The organism is Pedobacter aquae (genome assembly GCF_008195825.1).
GTDB lineage: Bacteria > Bacteroidota > Bacteroidia > Sphingobacteriales > Sphingobacteriaceae > Pseudopedobacter > Pseudopedobacter aquae.
The window spans coordinates 3,576,324-3,594,202 of sequence record NZ_CP043329.1 but is presented as its reverse complement, the minus strand read 5'-3'; the positions used below and the strand labels follow the sequence as shown (position 1 = coordinate 3,594,202).

Genomic DNA, 17,879 nt, shown 5'->3' with positions numbered 1-17,879 from the left:
TTTCAGGCACCTCCAAAATTGTCGTTTTATCCAAGCTTAGCAATTCTCTTTGAGTGGCTAAAAGCAAATTTTTTCTTCGATTGATAAACCTTCTTTATTCTCTTTATCTATAAGTTCAGAGATTATTTGCTTACGCTTTTCTATATGCCTTTGGTATTGTTCGATACTTTTTGTTATAACATTTATAAAATGTTTTGTTTCAGGATTGTCTTCTCCATTATCATCAGGAAAAACAATTTCTTTATCAAAAATTATTTTAATATCATCAACATCTGGTTCCGCCTGGTCTACCTTATTAGTAAAGATAATATGTGGAAAAAGCGGTTTGTTTTCATAAACGTGTCTTTCAACTTCGTCACCATTAAACGGAACTATATTGCTTTCATTCAAGCGAAAATCAATCATCAATAAATCAATATCTGAATTATAGACTTGATGCATTAACTCCTCCAGTGACATACCTTTTGTAAATTCATAGCCAATTACATCAAATCCAAAATCTCTGAGTTTCCTTCTATATAGTTTTACTTGATTAACATTTTCTTCTATAAAACCTATTTTATATTTCATTTCCATAATTCTATTTATTGATGAGTGAAAAAGAAATTTTTACCGAAAATCCAATAGGGCAATGCAATATTTCAATATTGCCATTATTGTCGTCTACTACTGATTTTACCAAATACATACCTAAACCAGTGCCGATTTCATTTCCAGTTCTATCCTTCTTTGATGTTGTAAAAGGAAGAAATATATCTTCCTTGTTTTCAAATGCTTTATCTAATCCTTTTCCGTTATCACTGAAAATAATTTCAAGACGATTATTTATAATTTCAAATTCGATGACAATATTTCTATCTCCTATTGTTTTTCTTTGTTCGAATGAATCAATAGAGTTGTTTATTAGATTAGAAAATATGGTCGTTAGATCCATTTCAAAAGCTCTAAAGTCATAAGTATGATTGCCAATTTTATTTAAAATGGAAAGATTTATATCTTTTCGCTTGAAAATTCGTTTCCAAGATTCATTTAATTGGTCAAAAAAATGAGCAATATCAAGTTTTGACCTTTTTCGTTTATCCTTTCTTATTGCGGTTAGAGTATAATCAACCCAATGTTTTATTTTCTCTTTATCTTCCTTAAGCAATTGGAATATATCTACCATATCTCGGTAGTCAGAAGAGCTTTTTTTATCAATTGGAATTAATGACAGCGCATATTTTTCCAATTCAACTATTTCAGAAGCATTATTGCTCACTTCTTTAAGTTCGTGTGAAAACGATGAAACTATTAAACCCAAACTTGCAAGAGATCTTACTTGTACTATTTCTTGATTCTCTTCATCTGCTTTTTCTTCAATAATATTTCTTACAGATTCTTTAAAAAATGTTTCAACCCGTTCTTGCTCTTTGTTTTCATCAGGTTCAGGATTCCTTTTTTGTTCTTCAATTATCTTCTTAGCTAGAGCTTCGGCCTGCTTTTGGATTTCTTTCTCTTGTTCTTCCTTCCTTTTTTGTTGATTGAAAAGATATATTGGGTTAAGTATTCTTGAACGATCTACTTCAAATTCGTGAATTATAGCAATAATTATATTTTTGAAAGTATCAAAAGAATCATTTTCCTGAATTCCACCTCTATCTGATTTATCTTCTAGTAAAGGATTGTTTTTTCTTGAAATTGTGATTATTCCTGCAACAGATTCATTATTTACACGCCAATCACCTATTCTTTGTCCAGCACCAGCAGGACTTTTTGCAGCTCTAAAACCTAAACCGAGCCAGTCATTTTTGGGGTCGCCATAAGGTCTAACTCTGAATGAATCACGGTAGATTTTGATGCCTCCAAATCGTTCAAGAGTTTCTCGTCTTTCTTTTACAATAATATCTTTATATGGATATCCTTCCTTCAAAGATTTTACTAGTTTTATATAGTTAAAGGTGAAATTAAAATCGCCAATTTCTTTTAGTAGATTTTTCTTTGATTCATTCAAATCCCAATTTAGGAGCTTACCTACACTTTTTGAGTATTTGAAAGTCTTATTTTCTATTGTGTTTAAATCAAAAGGAAATGAAAGTTGTTCGTATAAATGTTTGTATTTTTTATAAATAACATTTAAGTCCAGTTCATTTCTCTCTATTTCAAATTCTACAGTTAATGACTCTGCATTGTATTTGGCTTTTATTTTATAATCAAAATCATTATAAAATGCTGTATTTACATATCCGTAATCAGATATATTTTGAATATGTTTAAAATATACCTGAAAAGGGATGTTTAATTCTTTTGGCGGAATTAATGCTTCAAGACTTTTGTAAACATTCTCTATTTCATCTATGTACCATTCGTCTTTTAAATTCGATATTTTGAGAATTGTGCCACTTTTGAAATCTATATTGGTTAAGTCTCGAAAATCAAAATTATTTTCAAGTAGTTCTTGTATTTTGGTTTCTATCTGTATTGGAATTTCGGAAATTTCAGCCTCAATTTCAGATATTGATTTTTCCAAATCATCAAATTGGCTCCAATTCATTTGCCAATAAATACCAATGTTGTTTTCTGCATTTTTTGAAAGAGTCCACATCTCTGTATTTAACCCAAGGCGATCTAAAGCAAATCTGCCAATACCTTTTGCCCCTGTTTTGACTCTTCTGTTATCCGATAAGAAGAATTGTTCTTTATTGCCTGTCCCTATTTGCATCCAGTAGTCTTCTACTGTCTTTTTCTCCATACCATCGCCATTATCAATAATATACAGAACAGATTCTTCTTTTACAGGTATGTTCTGAATTTCACCATTTTCATCTTCAATTTGGATTATTGGTATATCAAAAATCACAAGACAATTTTCCGCATCTGCATCATATGAGTTCTTAACAAGTTCTGTTATTGCTCCTTCGGGATTAGAAAAATTTTCCCTACCAAGAAGCTTACCTGCTCTTGCCGAGACTTTAAATGGAATTTTTGTTGCTATGTTTAGTTTTTCTTCCATTTATTCACAGATGAGTTCTCTTGGTGAAACATTTATTAATTCTGCAATTTTTACTATAGTTGGCAGGGTAGGCTGAACATCATTTGTACACCACCTAGAGATAGTAGCTTCGTTTTTCCCAAGTTGTTCGGCAAGCCATTTACTGCTCAGATTCTTCTCAACCAGTACTACCTTGATTCTATTTATTGCTTTTCGGCTCATCTAAATTGCATTTGATGCAAAGATATTGATTTTATGTGAAACTAATTCGATTTTGGGTCGGTGCGTTGGGTCAAAAGCAAATGTGCTGCATTGGGTCGGCTTTGAGCGTTGGGATGCAGCTCTTTTGATTTTGCTGAAGCGTTGGCATTTTGTCTTTTATTTTCTGTTCGTTTATTGTCGGTGGTGTCGTCTTTTAGGATAAGGAATAATGTTTGGCTAGTTTAATTTGTGCCCGTTTTTTCATTTAGACGTTTTTATTGAGCCGTCTGAAACTATTTTTATGGTGTAAATTTTACTTTCGGTATTAATACTTTTCTGTCCGAAAGAAAAGAGAATACTTGAAAAATAGTCTGTTCATAGTCGTTTAAAATGGCTTATAACCAGTAAATATCCGCTAGCATATATTTTTTTGATTAAGTTACAATTTAGTGTTGTGATTTTTAATATTTCCTTCACATAAAAGCATTTATTTCCTGATAATATTGCTTAAAATAGAAAATGACTTTTATTATCATATCTAAAAATTTACACAATAATAGGATATTAAATACCATAAAAAAAAAGGGATTCATCTTAAGATGAAATCCCCTTTAAATAATATGAAGCACCTTTTATTGTATCAAATTATACAACTCATCCAACTTTGGTGATAGTATAATTTCTATCCTTCTGTTTTTACTTCTTGCCTCGGTTGTATTTAAATTCTCTACCGGTTGGAATTCTCCTTTACCTGTAGCGGTTAAGCGGTTAGCATCCACTTTTTGTTCATCAATTAAAAATCTGGTCACCGAAGTAGCTCTCAGCACACTTAAATCCCAGTTATCTTTTATTTGGCCTAAGTTAACTACCCTTTGGTTATCAGTATGTCCTTCCACAGCTATATTAATCTCAGGCTGTGTGTTTAATACTTTTGCAAGTTCTTTTAAGGCTTGTTTACCTCTTTCATCTATCACAATACTTCCACTGCTAAATAAAAGCTTATCCGTTAAAGAAACATAAACTTTACCATTTTTAATTTCAACGGTTAGGCCATTTTCCGCAAAGCCTAAGAGCGCTTTTTGAAGTTTGTTTTTTAAAGCATTAGTAGCTTCATCTCTTTTACGTAGCACTTCTTCAACTTCTTTTAGTCTAGCTTCTCGTTTTTGTAAGTCATCTGCTAGCTTTCTTATCTCTGTAGAGCTATTGGTTCTCAGCTTTGCATAATTATTATTTACATCGTCTAAAGAACTACTTAAACTTGCAATACGTTGGTTTAAATTTGCAGTATCGGCTTTAAGCTTTACAATTTCTTCTTCTAAAGATTGTATTTTAACTTTTGCAGCATCCCAGCCAGCAGCAATAGAATCTTTATCAGCTAATAATTGTTTATACTTCTTAGTAGACATCACCATACAAGAGCTGGTAAACAAAGCAGCTATAATGGCAAATAATAAGATTTTAGATTTCATTTCTTTCATTTTATATAAATATACAAAACTCTTTAAGGCTTACTGTAGTATAGCTTCTTTAATAAATTTATTTAGAGGATAAATAAGCTTCATTCCTTCTAATACCGTATTTATCATATTTTCGCCAGCCATCTCTTCATCAGTAAAAGATCTAGAGCAAATAAAACTTTTAAGCTTTAAAATATGAATGTAAGGATGGTCTTTAGGATAATACTTTGGAGCGTTTTTTAACTGATCTTCTGTACTTAAACCTCCAAAGTATGCTTTAAAAGCTTTAGCTTCTATAATATCTAGAAAATCAGAAGTATTATAATCAATTTCTTGTCTGATAGACTTTAGATGATGAGCTTCTGGCATCCAATAGCCACCAGCTATAAAACTTTTTCCGGGTTCTATATGGATATAATATCCCGGTAAGGTACCGCCTCTACCATCAGAAGATATACTTATTCCTATATTACTTTTATAGGGAGCTTTATTTTTGCTAAATCTTACATCTCTGTAAATTCTTAGCACACATTTTTTGGCTTGTAAATCTTCCGGTATACTAGGATCTATTTTTTTTAAGCCTACTAAAAGCTCTTCAGTAAAATCTAATGCATTTTGCTTGGCCTGCTCATACCTAAGTTTATGAGTGTTAAACCAATCGCGGTTGTTGTTGGCAATTAATTCTTCTAGAAAAGTAAATGTATCCTTACTTATCTTCGTCATAATGTGCTACATATTTTATTTTAGGAGATAACCAATATAAAAGTATCACTCTAGAGTACCTAAAATTTAAAGGTGCCAGTAAAAAACTTGCTGTTAAAATGGTGATGATATAAATCCAAGGGCTTTTATCTTCCTGGGTGATGAGATAGGTAAGAAGGCCAATGCCAACTGCTAAAGCTACGTTAATGGCATAACCTACATACATAGCGGCATAAAAGTAACCTGGTTCTATTTCATAACGCATACCGCAATGAGGGCAATGCTCATGCATTTTCTGAGAAGAAAATCCATACATGGAATTTTGAAACATATCTCCCCTTCTGCAACGCGGACATTTCGCTAAAACAAATGCTTTAATTTCTGGCGTTTTAGCCATAACTAGTTCAAATTAATTCTTTCAGACTTAATATCAATAGTAACGTCTTTTTTTCTGTATTTCTTATACCATAAATAGCCAATACCTAACATAGCTAAATAAGGTGCAGCTAATAAATACATAATACCGCTGTTTAAGCCTTTACCTGTAGAACCTCCGTTATCTAAGTTTGATTCTACCGTGGCTTGACACATAGCACATTGTGCAAATGTTTCTGATGAAATACTTATTAAAATAAATAGTACAATAATTATCCCTACTCTCTTCATGGCTTTATTAAAAATTGTAATATGGAGAAATCATTAAATAAACAATAACACCTGTAACAGTAACATACAACCAAACAGGGAAGCTATATCTAACTAATTTTCTATGCTTCTCTAACTGCATTTGTAAGCCCCTGTAAAAACTCAATAATATTAGCGGTAAAACACCTGCTGCTAAAATGATGTGTGTAATTAAAATAACGTAATAAACGTATCTAACATTGCCTGCCGTTGCAATTTCTGCAACATCCAAATTTCCATCATTGTTAAGATCTCCAAATTTTGTCTCCGGAGCGAAATAATGAAAAATAATATAGGAAACTAGAAATAGCGAGGATAGAAAAAAGGTAAAAATATTTACCCTTTTATGCATCGTGATATTCTTTTGTTTGATAAAATACAGGGAAACCAATAACAGAACGCTACAAGTACCATTGATAATGGCATTTAAAGTAGGTAAGAAATAAACAAAGTCTGGAGTTGCTATGGTTACTGGTATAATCTTACGATTTAAAATAACCACCACTAAAAAGACGAAAATAGACACTCCTGCTACAACTCTGAAAATAAGTTTATCGTTCATATGCGTATTAAAATTCTGCTTTTATTTTCCTTAACTCTTCTGTTATTAAGATTTTCATTTCATCGCCCATTTTCTTTACTTCTGGTGCTGATGTAGCATCATAATAACCTCTTATTCTATGTTCGGCATCTAAGAGAACTAATTTTTCGCTGTGTATAAATCCATCATTTTGCTTATCCTCCAATGCATTTAAAAAGAATTGGTTTTTTGCCAATGGATAAACCACGCTTGTATCAGCACTTAAAAAATCCCATTTACCAGAAACAGCATCATATTGCTTAGCATATTGTGCTAACACACTTTGATTATCAAATTCCGGGTCTACTGATATAGACAAAAATCTAACGATTTTGTTGTCTTTAAATTCCTTATTTAACCATTTTATATTGGTATACATCTGGGGAACTATATCTTTAGAGCGACTGTAGAAAAAATTGACCACAATAAGCTGTTTCTTTATGCTATCAATAAGTACTTTATCGCCATTTTGGTTTGTAGCCTCAAAAGATTTTACAACATGAAAAATAGTATCTGGAATCTTCTTACCACGTTTCTTGGTAAAAGTCTTGGCTACCTCTTTAGGACCAAAAATAGGTAAGGGTTTATATCTATTTTCTCCTTTAGACTGGAGTAAATAATATAAAAATCCCGGTACCGCTAATATGGTTACCAGGATTAATATTTTCGCTAGTGGAAATTTATTACTCATATAGGCATACTATCCTGTATGTAATTACCTTCTGTTAGCATCAAAATGATAAAATAAATGATAAAAACAAAAGAGACCAGAATAGCTACTATTAAAGCATATTTTTCAAACTTTAAGTGCATAAAGAATGCTACTATATAATAAGCTTTAAGTAGTGTTAAAGCAATGTATAAAAAGTTTTTAACACCTGTTGACATTACTGTTTCTGGAATAGCTAAAGCTATAATAAACTCTATCACGGTAATGAATAGTAAAATAAAGAATACTTTCCAGATTTTACCTTTACTCATGCTTACATGCTCTTCTGCATGTTCTGAATGTGTATTTTCTTGAGACATGGGATACAAATATTAAAAATTAAACTAAATAGAAGAAGGTAAATACGAATACCCAAACTAAATCAACAAAGTGCCAGTATAAACCAACTTTTTCTATCATTAAGTAATGACCTCTTCTTTCGAATACGCCAGCCATCGTCATAAATAATATGATGATGTTAATGACTACACCAGAAAATACGTGGAAACCATGGAAACCTGTGATGGTAAAGAACAAGTTAGAAAACTGTTGTGCACTTACACCATCGGCCCCTAGAGACTTTACTGTTTCTGCATCAGGAATAGTTCCCCACCAAAAACCTTCGTGGTGTAAATGTGTCCACTCTAAAGCCTGACAGCCTAAGAACATAAAACCACCTACTATGGTAGCTACCATCCACCAGATTACTTCTTTCTTAGCTTTTCTGTGACCTGCTTCAACGGCTAATACCATTGTTACAGAACTCATAATTAAAATAAAAGTCATGATACCAACAAATACCAATGGATAGCCATGATCTGCTATACCAGGTATGGATTGGAACACGATATCTGGGTCTGGCCAGGTTAATTTACTAAAACGTTGTGCTCCGTAATAAATCAAAAATGCAGAAAATGTAAATGCATCTGATAAAAGGAAAAACCACATCATCAATTTTCCGTACTCTACAGAAAATGGAGATCTTCCTCCGCTCCAGGGAGTAGTTTTAACTTCGTCTAATTTTGCTACTGTATTCATCAAAAATTATTGCTTGTAAATTCTTCGTAAAAATTCTACTGGTTCAAAAGTAAGAAAACGTATAAATAAATCCATAGAATATCTACAAAATGCCAAAAAATAGATGCGATTTCCATCCTAAATAAATTAATGACATTTGGTAGCTTCCTATAACTGCTAATTAGCGCTGTAATTATAATAATTAGCCCCGCCAAGATATGAATAATATGTAAAAAAGTAAATGCGTAAACAAAGCTTATGGTTGCATTAGAATTTATAAAAAACACGCCCAGATTTGTCCATACAGACCATCCATAAACTTGCATAACAATAAAAACAATACCTAACAATAAGGTTAGCCATAAACCCAAACGCTGGTTGCCAAACTTTAACCGTTTGGTTTGAAGATAAGCCCAGTGCATACTTGCACTACTGAGTACGATGACAATAGTACTGTAAATAAAAGCCTGTGGTAAGGCCACATTAAGTGTTTTGCCTACTCCATCACCAGAATAAACAATAAAACCACTTGTTAAACCTGCAAAAAATATGATAGATGATATCATAAACAGCCACATGATAAACTTCTTAGGCTGCAGGTTATACCTGTCTACTTCTTTGTTTAAATTTTGCATCTATGTAAGATTAAATAATAAAACTAATTGAACAATTGGTAAATAAATAAAACTAGCAAACATTAATTTTTGTGCTGATTTTACTTCTAAATCCATATACAATTTAAAAGCATAGTACATAAAAAGAATGCCAGCTATTAGAGAAACTCCTGCTATGGTATAACCACCAAAACCATAAATAGTTGGCAATAAACTTACCGGGATTAAAATAAAGGTAGACAGTAATGTTATTCCAGCACTTATTTTATCTCGTTTTGTAGTTGGTAATAATCTAAAACCTGCCTTTTTATAATCATCATCTAAAACCCAAGCTATGGCCCAGAAATGAGGGAACTGCCAAACAAATTGTATTGCAAATAATATTAAAGCGATATGGTCTATTTTACCATGGGCAGCTACATATCCAATTAATGGAGGTAAAGCACCAGGAATAGCGCCTACAAAAACGGCAATAGGACTCTTTCTTTTTAAAGGAGTGTATATAAATGCGTAAAAAAGAATGGAAAAAACTGATAGTAAACCTGTAGTTAAATTTAAACTTCCTAAAAGGTAAGTTCCAAATATCCCCATCATGATACTTAGTACTAGAGCCTGCCCATTAGTCATTCTTCCAGACGGAAGCGGCCTATCTGCTGTTCTAGTCATCAATTTATCTAAATCCTTCTCAATAATCTCGTTAAAACCATTAGCAGCTGAAGTAACTAAAAAGCCTCCAATAACAAGTTTAATCCAGTTTATCCAATGGATAGCTTCTCTGCTCTCATCTGCGATTAAAAAGAGATTGAAGCAGAAAATACCACTAAAAGTGTAAGCCTTAATTTAACCAGATTCTTAAAATCCTTCATATCACTTATCTTGTTTGTTTTGGCTAAACGCTGGCTTTAGCAAGAGTAAAAGATAAAACTGTGCTCCAAACATGAGGGTTGCAAATAAAATATGTAATGACTGTGAAAAAGGAGGCATTGCAAATTTATCTAAAATTAAACCACTCAATATTTGTATTCCTATTAAAATAATCATGTAAGTACCATAAGTAAAGTACTTCGTGTTCCTATAATTTCTATATAAAAGATAAAAAATCACGCAATTCACTAAAACTACAGCCAGAGCTAAATCTTTATGGTAAGTGTAAACTCTACCAACTTCCCATAACCACTCTGTTCTATGTAAATCTGGGAACTTATCTAAAACAGCGTCTATTTCTTCTCTTACCTCTGTTCCTAAGGTTATTTGTATCACTGATAAAACCAGAGCTAAAAGCGTAAGTGCATACACAAATATTGAAGACTTAGTTTCATTTTGAGTTGCCCCTAATGCTTTTGCAGCATGATAGGTATAAATAGATATAGCAATAATTAATACTGCCAAGAGCATGTGTAAAGTTATAATCCAAGCTACAAGATTAGTAGAAACAACTATAGAACCTAACCAAGCTTGAAAAACAACTAATACAACATTTAACAAACTCAGCACAAATATTCTCTTAGCTGATTTTAAATAAACCCTAGAATAAACTAAACAAAGTAGTAGGAATAAACCCGTAAGGGCTCCAATTAACCTGTTAACATATTCTGTGTAAGTTTTAGCTGCATTAAATTCCTCGGGAAGCTTGATAGCTTCATCATGACGGATTTTATAAGCTAAATCTGAATATCCTGCTTGATCTAGCATTTTAGCAAAACGTTCATTCTTTTTTAAACGTTGTGCAACATACTTTTCTTTATAGTCTGCCGGAAGTTGAGATACATCCGTTGGAGGTATATATTGGTCAAAGCACTTTGGCCAATCAGGGCAACCCATACCAGAACCAGTGCTTCTTACTACTCCTCCCGCCAAAATCAATAAAAAGAGAGATATTATCGTAATTAAATTAACCCTAATAAATCTACTTTCACCCTTAAGCATCATGATTCTTTATATAAACATGGGGTATCGGTAAGATTATACTTACAAGATACCCCATGCTGTTAAGTCTATAAGAAATTATTTAACTTCTTCTGTGTTGTTTACATTTTTAGCATTCCACTCTTCTTGTATTCTCTCTGCTTCTTCATTACCTTCAAAATCATGAGGCATGTTAGAACTCATTGTTTCAGAAAGAGGAGTTGTTTGTGGAATAAAGTCTGTACTATGACCAGGTTTGCTATAGTCATACGGCCAACGGTAAATCGTAGGAATCTCTCCAGGCCAGTTACCATGTATACGCTCTACCGGAGTAGTCCATTCTAAAGTTGTAGACTCCCAAGGGTTTTGAGTAGATTTCTCTCCAAAGAAAATAGAATAGAAGAAATTCCATAAGAAAGCTACCTGAGCCACGGCTCCTAAAATAGCAGACCATGTTACAAATACGTTAACAGATAACCACTCGTTCATCGACTCAAACTCTGTAAAAGAGTAATATCTACGAGGAACACCATCTAGACCCATAAAGTGCATTGGGAAGAATACCAAGTAAGCAGAAATAAAAGTTAACCAGAAATGTAGGTAACCTAATTTAGCATTCATTAATCTTCCGAACATTTTAGGGAACCAGTGATAAATACCAGATAACATACCGAATATAGCTGCAGAACCCATTACCAAGTGGAAGTGAGCAACAACAAAATAAGTATCGTGTAGGTTGATATCTAAAGCAGCATTACCTAAGAATATACCTGTTAAACCTCCAGAAATAAAGAAAGAAACTAAGCCTATAGCAAATAACATTGCTGGAGTAAACCTGATGTTACCTTTCCACAAGGTGGCAAGGTAGTTGAATGTTTTTACTGCTGATGGAACCGCAATGATTAGGGTTGTAATCATAAATACTCCTCCAAGGAATGGATTCATACCTGTTACAAACATGTGGTGACCCCAAACGATGAATGATAAAACCGTAATACCAATTAAAGAGTAAACCATTGCATGGTAACCAAAAATAGGCTTACGAGCATTTGTAGCGATAACTTCTGAAGTGATACCCAAAGCAGGCATTAATACGATATAAACTTCTGGGTGACCTAAGAACCAGAATAAGTGCTGCCATAGGATTGGGCTACCACCTTCATTAGGTAAAGCTTGTCCGGCAACATAGATATCTGATAAGTAGAAAGACGTTCCAAAACTTCTATCAAAGATTAATAATACAACCGCAGCAACTAATACTGGGAATGATAATAAGCCCACAATAGCAGTTAAGAAGAAAGACCAGATTGTTAATGGCATTTTCCAAAGGTCCATACCTTTTGTACGCATGTTCAATACCGTAGAAATGTAATTGATACCTCCAATTAAAGAAGAGGCAACAAACAATGTCATAGATACTAACCACAAAGTCATTCCTAAACCAGAACCAGGCATTGATTTAGCAACAGCAGATAAAGGAGGATAAATAGTCCACCCAGCACCAGCAGGTCCAGATTCTATAAAGAAAGTTGATAGCATAATCACACTAGCAGTAAAGAAAAACCAGTATGAAAGCATATTCATGAACGGAGATGCCATATCTCTCGCTCCTAACTGTAGAGGAATTAATAAATTTGAGAAAGTTCCACTTAAACCAGCGGTTAATACAAAGAATACCATGATGGTACCATGTATAGTAACTAAGGATAAGTAAAAATTCGGGTCTAATCTACCCTCAGGAGCAAATTTACCCAATAAAACTTCAAATAAAGGGAAGCTCTGATCTGGGTAAGCCAATTGAATCCTAAATAGAATAGATAAAATCATAGCAATAACACCCATCACTATACCAGTGATAAGAAATTGCTTTGCAATCATCTTATGATCTTGGCTAAATACGTATTTAGTCAAGAAAGTCTCATGATGATGAGCATGATCATGGTGCTCATCGTGATGTGTTGCAGTTGGGTTATGAATAGCAGCTGTTGCCATATCTCCTTTTATTATAATTAGTTATTTAACGCAATTTGATTATTAACAGAGTTTTGTTTGCTTAAAGCTAACTGATACTCTTTCTTCATTTCCTCGGTAACAATTGGTTTTTGCTCTTTCAACCACTCTTGATACTCTTTTTCAGAAACAACTCTTACCAAAAACTTCATGTTGTAATGAGAACCTCCACAAATTTTAGCGCAGTACAACTGATAATTGAATTCAGGATTGTTAGTTTTCTCTTGCATTTCTGCAGTCGTAACTTTAGGAGTGAACTGGAAGAAAGTTGGCATTCCTGGAACAGCATTCATCTGAACTCTGAAGTGAGGCATATAAAAACTGTGTAATACGTCTTGAGAACCAATGGTAAATCTTACTGATTTATTAACTGGAAGTACTATCTCGGTCACTTTTAAGTCGTCATTATTTCTCTTATCAGACAAATCTAGACCTAAATTGTTTAGACCATTTAAACTTCCAATAAGTTTATAATTTTTTCTACCGTTGACGTTATCTTTTCCAGCGTATCTAACATCCCAAGCAAATTGGTGAGCAGTTACATCAATTTGTATTGCGCTAGCCATTTGGTCTTTAGGGATATTGGTAATACCTCTCCAGATGAAGAATCCCATTAAAACTAAAACTGTTAAAGCAATAGCAGGAATAATCGTCCAGTATTTCTCTAAAGTATTATTATGAGGGTAATAGTAAGCAGTACGTTTTTGACTATGTTTGTACTTGTAAGCAAATAAGAATAAGATAATATGTGTTACCACAAACACAAATGTTGTAATGATAAGCGTAACATTAAACATACTATCAATAGCTACTCCATGTTCTGATGCAGATTCTGGCAAGATTAAATTACCATGTACCGTATAAGACCAGTAAGAACCATATAAACCAAGAACTAAAGTTGCAGCAAACATAACGCCGTTAAACTTATCCCAAGCGATACCACTTTTCTTACCTTGAATTTTACGAGTTAATTCATAAACCTGTAAAACCTTACCAATAATACCAATAAACACACATGCTAGTAAGAATAATAGAATGTAGTAAGAAACAGTCTTACCTAAACCTTCATTCTTAGCCGCTTCTTCTGTAGCCTGAGCCATAACCTGTCCTAGGGATAAACTTCCTAGGGCTAGTGCTGTAAACAAGCTTTTTAAATTAAAATACTTTTTCAAGTTCATATCTCTAAGTATCTATAAATATTAAATGTGATGATGTACACTTTCCTGTAAGAAAGGATGATTTTTAGGTGCTAAAGCAGCTTTGCTTAAGGCATTTAACATAAAGAAAGCAAATAAGCCAACAAATCCTAAAAATGTACCTACTTCTATGATTCCAAACCCTCTGTGTGACTCTACGGTACCAGGCATAATCATCATGTAGTAATCTAACCAGTGTCCACAGATGATAACGATACAAACAAACAATAACATATTTGTTTTACGTTTCGCGTCTCTAGTCATTAAGATCAATAATGGAGCAACGAAGTTCACTACTATATTAACCCAAAACCATGGTAAATATTCAGGCTCGAATCTTTTATAGAAATACACAGTTTCTTCCGGAATGTTTGCGTAATAAATTAATAAAAACTGTGCAAACCATACATAGGTCCAGAAAATAGAGAAAGCAAAAACGAACTTTCCTAAATCGTGTAAATGATTCTCGTTAATCCATCCTAAGTAACCTGCTCTTTTCAATAAAATCACTGTTATAGCTATTGATGCTAGACCAGTTACCCACATAGCTGCAAAGTTATACCAACCAAACATGGTAGAGAACCAGTGTGCTTCTAAAGACATGATAACATCAAAAGACCATATAGGTGTAGTAAAACCAAATATCACTAAAAATATAGCAGAGTATTTAATGCTTTTCTTGTAACTATTTAATCCACCTTCTAAATCCTCATTATTAGATAATTTAGGTAGAAGGAAAGCAAAGATGCAGTATAGAGCTAAAAAGAACACCAATCTTGTTAAAAAGAAAGGAACGTTTAAGTAACTAGCTTTACCAGCAATAAGCGCATCATAGTTTGGAGATGTTGGATCTGTTATTCCTTCATGGTTCCAATGATGGTATAGGTTATGGCTTAATAAACCAGAAGCTACTACGATTATTAAAATAATACTAGCAATAGGTAAAACCTTAGCAAATGCCTGAGGTATTCTAATTAAACCAGCAGACCAACCGGCTTGAGCTACGAATTGTACGGCTATAAAAAACAATCCAGCAGCACAAATACAAGTAAAGTAATAACTCATTAATAACAGATTAGCAAAAGTGCGCTCTGCGTGTCCAGTTAAGAAACCAAAAGCTATAGCAGCAATACCAATAACAATGGCTATTAAACTGTAAGTTTTGGCTTTTCCAGAGAATTCATACTGCTCTGAAAAATTGTATGTATGATTATGAGCTCCCATTTTATATCTTAATCAATTATTGTATTTTTTGTAATTCACGAACATACATTACTACTTGCCATCTTTCTTCAGGAGAAAGTTGAGAAGCGTAAGATCCCATTAGGTTTATACCATACTGTATAGTGTGGTAAATTTTGCCATCGGTTAAATCTTTCATAGCGCCACCTCTTGATGAAACACCAGTTGAATATGATGGAGGTGCAGGATATTTACCTAATTCTACAATAGAACCATTTCCTTTACCTTGAGTACCATGACAAGGACCACACATAGCAACGTATAATTGCTTTCCTTCTTCCAGATTTTTCTGAGTTACAGCAAGTGGATTTACGATGCCAACACTTGAAGCATCATAACCTTCTCTTGTATCTGGATAGTTGAAACGAGCATAGCCTACAGGGTTTGTACCACTTGGTGGTACCTGTGCGGTTTTACCATCTGCAAAATTTGGGTTTTTCTGATCCGGATTGTAAGCTATTGCGTCATACATATTCGGAGCATACTCTAAACCTGGTTTACTCTTATCTTTACAAGAGCTCATCACGGTTATAGCGGTAATGGCTAAGAAAGCCAAACCTAATATACTGGTCTTATTCATAACTTACATATCTCCTTTCATTGTGCTTAATTTCTACAGCACCAGCATCTTTTAAAAGAGAATTAATTTTATCATGATCAGCATTTTCATTAGCATCAACTGCAATGATAAAACGATCGTCTGTTGCTCTTAAATCCATTACTCTTGGCGCTCTTCCTGGGAACAAGTGTGTTCTAAAGAAGAAAGCTATACCCATTCCGTAAGCACAAAACAATACGGTTAACTCAAACATGATTGGAATAAAATCTGGGAAAGCAAACGCTGGTTTACCACCAACATTCATAGGCCAGTCATGTACCATCATATAATAAATCATAGAGAAACCTGTAAAAGTTCCAGTGATACCGCAAATAAATGCTACGATTGGTAATCTGCTTCTTTTAACACCAAGTTTGTCTTCTATACCATGTATAGGCATTGGTGTATAAGCATCATAAATGCTAATATTATTTTCTTTTAGCTTGTCGATCCCATGCATCATGTCATCCGGATCTTCAAAATGTCCTAAAATATACTTGATATTGCTCATTGTTAAATTTTTGCGTAATCTGCCTGATCTACACTATCAAACTTGGTTAAAGACTCTTTGTAATACTCAGCTTCCTCTGGTTTAATAACTCCAGATTCTAATAGTTTCTTCTTGCTTTGCTCTGAAGAAGTTTTCACCAATAATTTTACCTCTGCCATAGCAACTGATGGTAATACTCTGATGAATAATAGGAATAAGGTAAAGAACAAACCAATAGAGCCAACAAATATGGAAATATCTACCCAAGTAGGATAAAACATAGCCCAACTTGATGGAATGTAATCTCTGTGTAGTGAGGTAACGATAATTACAAAACGCTCAAACCACATACCGATATTAACAATGATAGATAATACCCAAGAAATAGGAATACTTGTTCTAATCTTTTTAAACCAGAATAACTGAGGAGTGATTACGTTACAAGTCATCATACACCAGTAAGCCCACCAATAAGGACCAGAAATCCTATTTAAGAATGCATATTGCTCATACTCTACACCCGAATACCAAGCGATAAATAATTCTGTTAAATAAGCAACACCTACTATAGAACCCGTTAATACAATGATTTTATTCATTGATTCTATATGGAACATGGTGATGTAATTTTCAAGACCTAATACTTTACGAGCAATTAACAATAAGGTTTGTACCATAGCAAAACCAGAGAAAATAGCTCCTGCAACGAAATAAGGAGGGAAAATGGTTGTATGCCATCCAGGAATTACCGAAGTAGCAAAGTCCATAGATACAATGGTGTGTACTGATAATACAAGTGGAGTTGAAACACCTGCAAGAATTAGAGACACTGCCTCAAAACGTTGCCATGTTTTTACTGAACCTGTCCAACCGAAAGAAAGTACAGAATAAATTCTTCTTTTCAAACCTGTTGCTCTGTCTCTGATGGTTGCGATATCAGGTAAAAGACCTGTATACCAGAACAAAAGAGAAACCGAGAAATAAGTAGAGATTGCAAAAACGTCCCAAACTAATGGTGAGTTAAAGTTCACCCATAATGAGCCGAATTGGTTTGGCAATGGTAAAGGCCAGTAGGCTAACCAAGGACGTCCCATGTGAGATACTACATAAGTAGCAGCACATATTACGGCGAAAATTGTCATCGCTTCCGCAGAACGGTTGATGGAGTTACGCCAGTTTTGACGGAATAGTAAAAGTACTGCCGAAATAAGTGTTCCAGCGTGACCAATACCTACCCACCAAACGAAACCAGTGATATCCCAAGCCCAACCAACGGTCTTGTTTAATCCCCAAGTTCCAATTCCGTAATAGAAAGTATAACTTACAGCCCCTACCCATAGTAAAGCGCCTAAAGCTGATACTATAAAGCCTATCCACCAGGCTTTATTAGGTTTATTTTCTACAGGCCAAAGAACTTCATTCGTAATTCTTGCATACGTAATGTCCTTTCCTGTAATTAACGGTTCTCTTAATATTGATTCGTTATGAGATGCCATATCTTGATGC

Annotated in this window: 19 protein-coding genes and 1 pseudogene; all 20 read right to left on the bottom strand. The window is 33.7% G+C overall.

Going from position 1 to position 17,879, the window contains the following annotated elements:
- Positions 1-57 precede the first annotated feature (57 nt).
- Positions 58-576 carry a hypothetical protein gene (locus FYC62_RS15905; protein WP_168199463.1) on the bottom strand — a complete coding sequence of 173 codons (519 nt, stop codon included), beginning with the start codon at positions 574-576 and terminating at the stop codon, positions 58-60.
- Positions 577-580: 4 nt separating this feature from the next.
- The gene (locus FYC62_RS15900) at positions 581-2,989 is read right to left on the bottom strand and encodes a sensor histidine kinase (RefSeq protein ID WP_149075647.1); all 2,409 of its coding nucleotides are present in this window, start codon (positions 2,987-2,989) and stop codon (positions 581-583) included.
- Entirely contained in the window at positions 2,990-3,190 is a 201-nt protein-coding gene (locus FYC62_RS15895; RefSeq protein ID WP_149075646.1) for a helix-turn-helix transcriptional regulator, read from the bottom strand.
- A gap of 611 nt (positions 3,191-3,801) precedes the next feature.
- Positions 3,802-4,638 carry an OmpA family protein gene (locus FYC62_RS15890; RefSeq protein ID WP_240534760.1) on the bottom strand — a complete coding sequence of 279 codons (837 nt, stop codon included), beginning with the start codon at positions 4,636-4,638 and terminating at the stop codon, positions 3,802-3,804.
- A gap of 39 nt (positions 4,639-4,677) precedes the next feature.
- The gene (locus FYC62_RS15885) at positions 4,678-5,349 is read right to left on the bottom strand and encodes a DUF2461 domain-containing protein (RefSeq protein WP_149075645.1); all 672 of its coding nucleotides are present in this window, start codon (positions 5,347-5,349) and stop codon (positions 4,678-4,680) included.
- The gene (locus FYC62_RS15880; RefSeq protein WP_149075644.1) at positions 5,333-5,725 is read right to left on the bottom strand and encodes a DUF983 domain-containing protein; all 393 of its coding nucleotides are present in this window, start codon (positions 5,723-5,725) and stop codon (positions 5,333-5,335) included. The genes FYC62_RS15885 and FYC62_RS15880 overlap by 17 nt, the downstream gene beginning before the upstream one ends.
- 2 nt (positions 5,726-5,727) lie before the next feature.
- On the bottom strand, positions 5,728-5,994 hold the full coding sequence (locus FYC62_RS15875; RefSeq protein ID WP_039450007.1) for a hypothetical protein: 267 nt from the start codon (positions 5,992-5,994) through the stop codon (positions 5,728-5,730).
- 7 nt (positions 5,995-6,001) lie between these two features.
- A complete protein-coding gene (locus tag FYC62_RS15870; RefSeq protein ID WP_149075643.1) occupies positions 6,002-6,574 on the bottom strand; it encodes a DUF420 domain-containing protein in 573 nt (190 codons plus the stop codon).
- Between the two features lie 7 nt (positions 6,575-6,581).
- On the bottom strand, positions 6,582-7,283 hold the full coding sequence (locus FYC62_RS15865; RefSeq protein ID WP_149075642.1) for an SCO family protein: 702 nt from the start codon (positions 7,281-7,283) through the stop codon (positions 6,582-6,584).
- The gene (locus FYC62_RS15860; RefSeq protein ID WP_149075641.1) at positions 7,280-7,621 is read right to left on the bottom strand and encodes a cytochrome C oxidase subunit IV family protein; all 342 of its coding nucleotides are present in this window, start codon (positions 7,619-7,621) and stop codon (positions 7,280-7,282) included. The genes FYC62_RS15865 and FYC62_RS15860 overlap by 4 nt, the downstream gene beginning before the upstream one ends.
- Positions 7,622-7,640: 19 nt before the next feature.
- The gene (locus tag FYC62_RS15855) at positions 7,641-8,339 is read right to left on the bottom strand and encodes a cytochrome c oxidase subunit 3 (RefSeq protein WP_039450002.1); all 699 of its coding nucleotides are present in this window, start codon (positions 8,337-8,339) and stop codon (positions 7,641-7,643) included.
- A 35-nt stretch (positions 8,340-8,374) separates the two neighbouring features.
- Positions 8,375-8,953 carry a cytochrome c oxidase subunit 3 gene (locus tag FYC62_RS15850; RefSeq protein WP_039450000.1) on the bottom strand — a complete coding sequence of 193 codons (579 nt, stop codon included), beginning with the start codon at positions 8,951-8,953 and terminating at the stop codon, positions 8,375-8,377.
- Positions 8,954-9,798, bottom strand: a pseudogene (gene cyoE, locus FYC62_RS15845) (heme o synthase).
- 1 nt (position 9,799) lies between these two features.
- Positions 9,800-10,861, bottom strand: coding sequence for a COX15/CtaA family protein (locus FYC62_RS15840; protein WP_039449996.1), 1,062 nt, complete (start codon positions 10,859-10,861; stop codon positions 9,800-9,802).
- Between the two features lie 75 nt (positions 10,862-10,936).
- Positions 10,937-12,829, bottom strand: coding sequence for a cytochrome c oxidase subunit I (locus FYC62_RS15835; protein WP_081987606.1), 1,893 nt, complete (start codon positions 12,827-12,829; stop codon positions 10,937-10,939).
- 17 nt (positions 12,830-12,846) lie between these two features.
- Complete coding sequence (locus FYC62_RS15830; protein WP_039449993.1) at positions 12,847-14,025, bottom strand: cytochrome c oxidase subunit II; 1,179 nt, start codon at positions 14,023-14,025, stop codon at positions 12,847-12,849.
- Between the two features lie 21 nt (positions 14,026-14,046).
- Positions 14,047-15,267 (bottom strand): hypothetical protein, encoded by a 1,221-nt coding sequence (locus tag FYC62_RS15825; RefSeq protein ID WP_039449990.1) that lies wholly within the window; start codon positions 15,265-15,267, stop codon positions 14,047-14,049.
- Between the two features lie 16 nt (positions 15,268-15,283).
- Positions 15,284-15,865: a c-type cytochrome gene (locus FYC62_RS15820; protein WP_039449986.1), complete on the bottom strand. Its 582-nt coding sequence runs from the start codon at positions 15,863-15,865 to the stop codon at positions 15,284-15,286.
- Positions 15,858-16,394: a DUF3341 domain-containing protein gene (locus FYC62_RS15815; protein ID WP_039449983.1), complete on the bottom strand. Its 537-nt coding sequence runs from the start codon at positions 16,392-16,394 to the stop codon at positions 15,858-15,860. The genes FYC62_RS15820 and FYC62_RS15815 overlap by 8 nt, the downstream gene beginning before the upstream one ends.
- 2 nt (positions 16,395-16,396) lie before the next feature.
- A complete protein-coding gene (gene nrfD, locus FYC62_RS15810; protein WP_039449980.1) occupies positions 16,397-17,869 on the bottom strand; it encodes an NrfD/PsrC family molybdoenzyme membrane anchor subunit in 1,473 nt (490 codons plus the stop codon).
- Between the last annotated feature and the right edge of the window lie 10 nt (positions 17,870-17,879).

What these genes read in the sequence shown, in the direction of transcription:
- FYC62_RS15855 (WP_039450002.1), bottom strand. Translation starts at nt 8,339, where the DNA reads ATGAATACAGTAGCAAAATTAGACGAAGTTAAAACTACTCCCTGGAGC.
- nrfD (WP_039449980.1), bottom strand. Translation starts at nt 17,869, where the DNA reads ATGGCATCTCATAACGAATCAATATTAAGAGAACCGTTAATTACAGGA.
- FYC62_RS15870 (WP_149075643.1), bottom strand. Translation starts at nt 6,574, where the DNA reads ATGAACGATAAACTTATTTTCAGAGTTGTAGCAGGAGTGTCTATTTTC.
- FYC62_RS15885 (WP_149075645.1), bottom strand. Translation starts at nt 5,349, where the DNA reads ATGACGAAGATAAGTAAGGATACATTTACTTTTCTAGAAGAATTAATT.
- FYC62_RS15890 (WP_240534760.1), bottom strand. Translation starts at nt 4,638, where the DNA reads ATGAAATCTAAAATCTTATTATTTGCCATTATAGCTGCTTTGTTTACC.
- FYC62_RS15875 (WP_039450007.1), bottom strand. Translation starts at nt 5,994, where the DNA reads ATGAAGAGAGTAGGGATAATTATTGTACTATTTATTTTAATAAGTATT.
- FYC62_RS15830 (WP_039449993.1), bottom strand. Translation starts at nt 14,025, where the DNA reads ATGAACTTGAAAAAGTATTTTAATTTAAAAAGCTTGTTTACAGCACTA.
- FYC62_RS15825 (WP_039449990.1), bottom strand. Translation starts at nt 15,267, where the DNA reads ATGGGAGCTCATAATCATACATACAATTTTTCAGAGCAGTATGAATTC.
- FYC62_RS15815 (WP_039449983.1), bottom strand. Translation starts at nt 16,394, where the DNA reads ATGAGCAATATCAAGTATATTTTAGGACATTTTGAAGATCCGGATGAC.
- FYC62_RS15850 (WP_039450000.1), bottom strand. Translation starts at nt 8,953, where the DNA reads ATGCAAAATTTAAACAAAGAAGTAGACAGGTATAACCTGCAGCCTAAG.
- FYC62_RS15840 (WP_039449996.1), bottom strand. Translation starts at nt 10,861, where the DNA reads ATGATGCTTAAGGGTGAAAGTAGATTTATTAGGGTTAATTTAATTACG.
- FYC62_RS15900 (WP_149075647.1), bottom strand. Translation starts at nt 2,989, where the DNA reads ATGGAAGAAAAACTAAACATAGCAACAAAAATTCCATTTAAAGTCTCG.
- FYC62_RS15835 (WP_081987606.1), bottom strand. Translation starts at nt 12,829, where the DNA reads ATGGCAACAGCTGCTATTCATAACCCAACTGCAACACATCACGATGAG.
- FYC62_RS15860 (WP_149075641.1), bottom strand. Translation starts at nt 7,621, where the DNA reads ATGTCTCAAGAAAATACACATTCAGAACATGCAGAAGAGCATGTAAGC.
- FYC62_RS15880 (WP_149075644.1), bottom strand. Translation starts at nt 5,725, where the DNA reads ATGGCTAAAACGCCAGAAATTAAAGCATTTGTTTTAGCGAAATGTCCG.
- FYC62_RS15865 (WP_149075642.1), bottom strand. Translation starts at nt 7,283, where the DNA reads ATGAGTAATAAATTTCCACTAGCGAAAATATTAATCCTGGTAACCATA.
- FYC62_RS15905 (WP_168199463.1), bottom strand. Translation starts at nt 576, where the DNA reads ATGGAAATGAAATATAAAATAGGTTTTATAGAAGAAAATGTTAATCAA.
- FYC62_RS15820 (WP_039449986.1), bottom strand. Translation starts at nt 15,865, where the DNA reads ATGAATAAGACCAGTATATTAGGTTTGGCTTTCTTAGCCATTACCGCT.
- FYC62_RS15895 (WP_149075646.1), bottom strand. Translation starts at nt 3,190, where the DNA reads ATGAGCCGAAAAGCAATAAATAGAATCAAGGTAGTACTGGTTGAGAAG.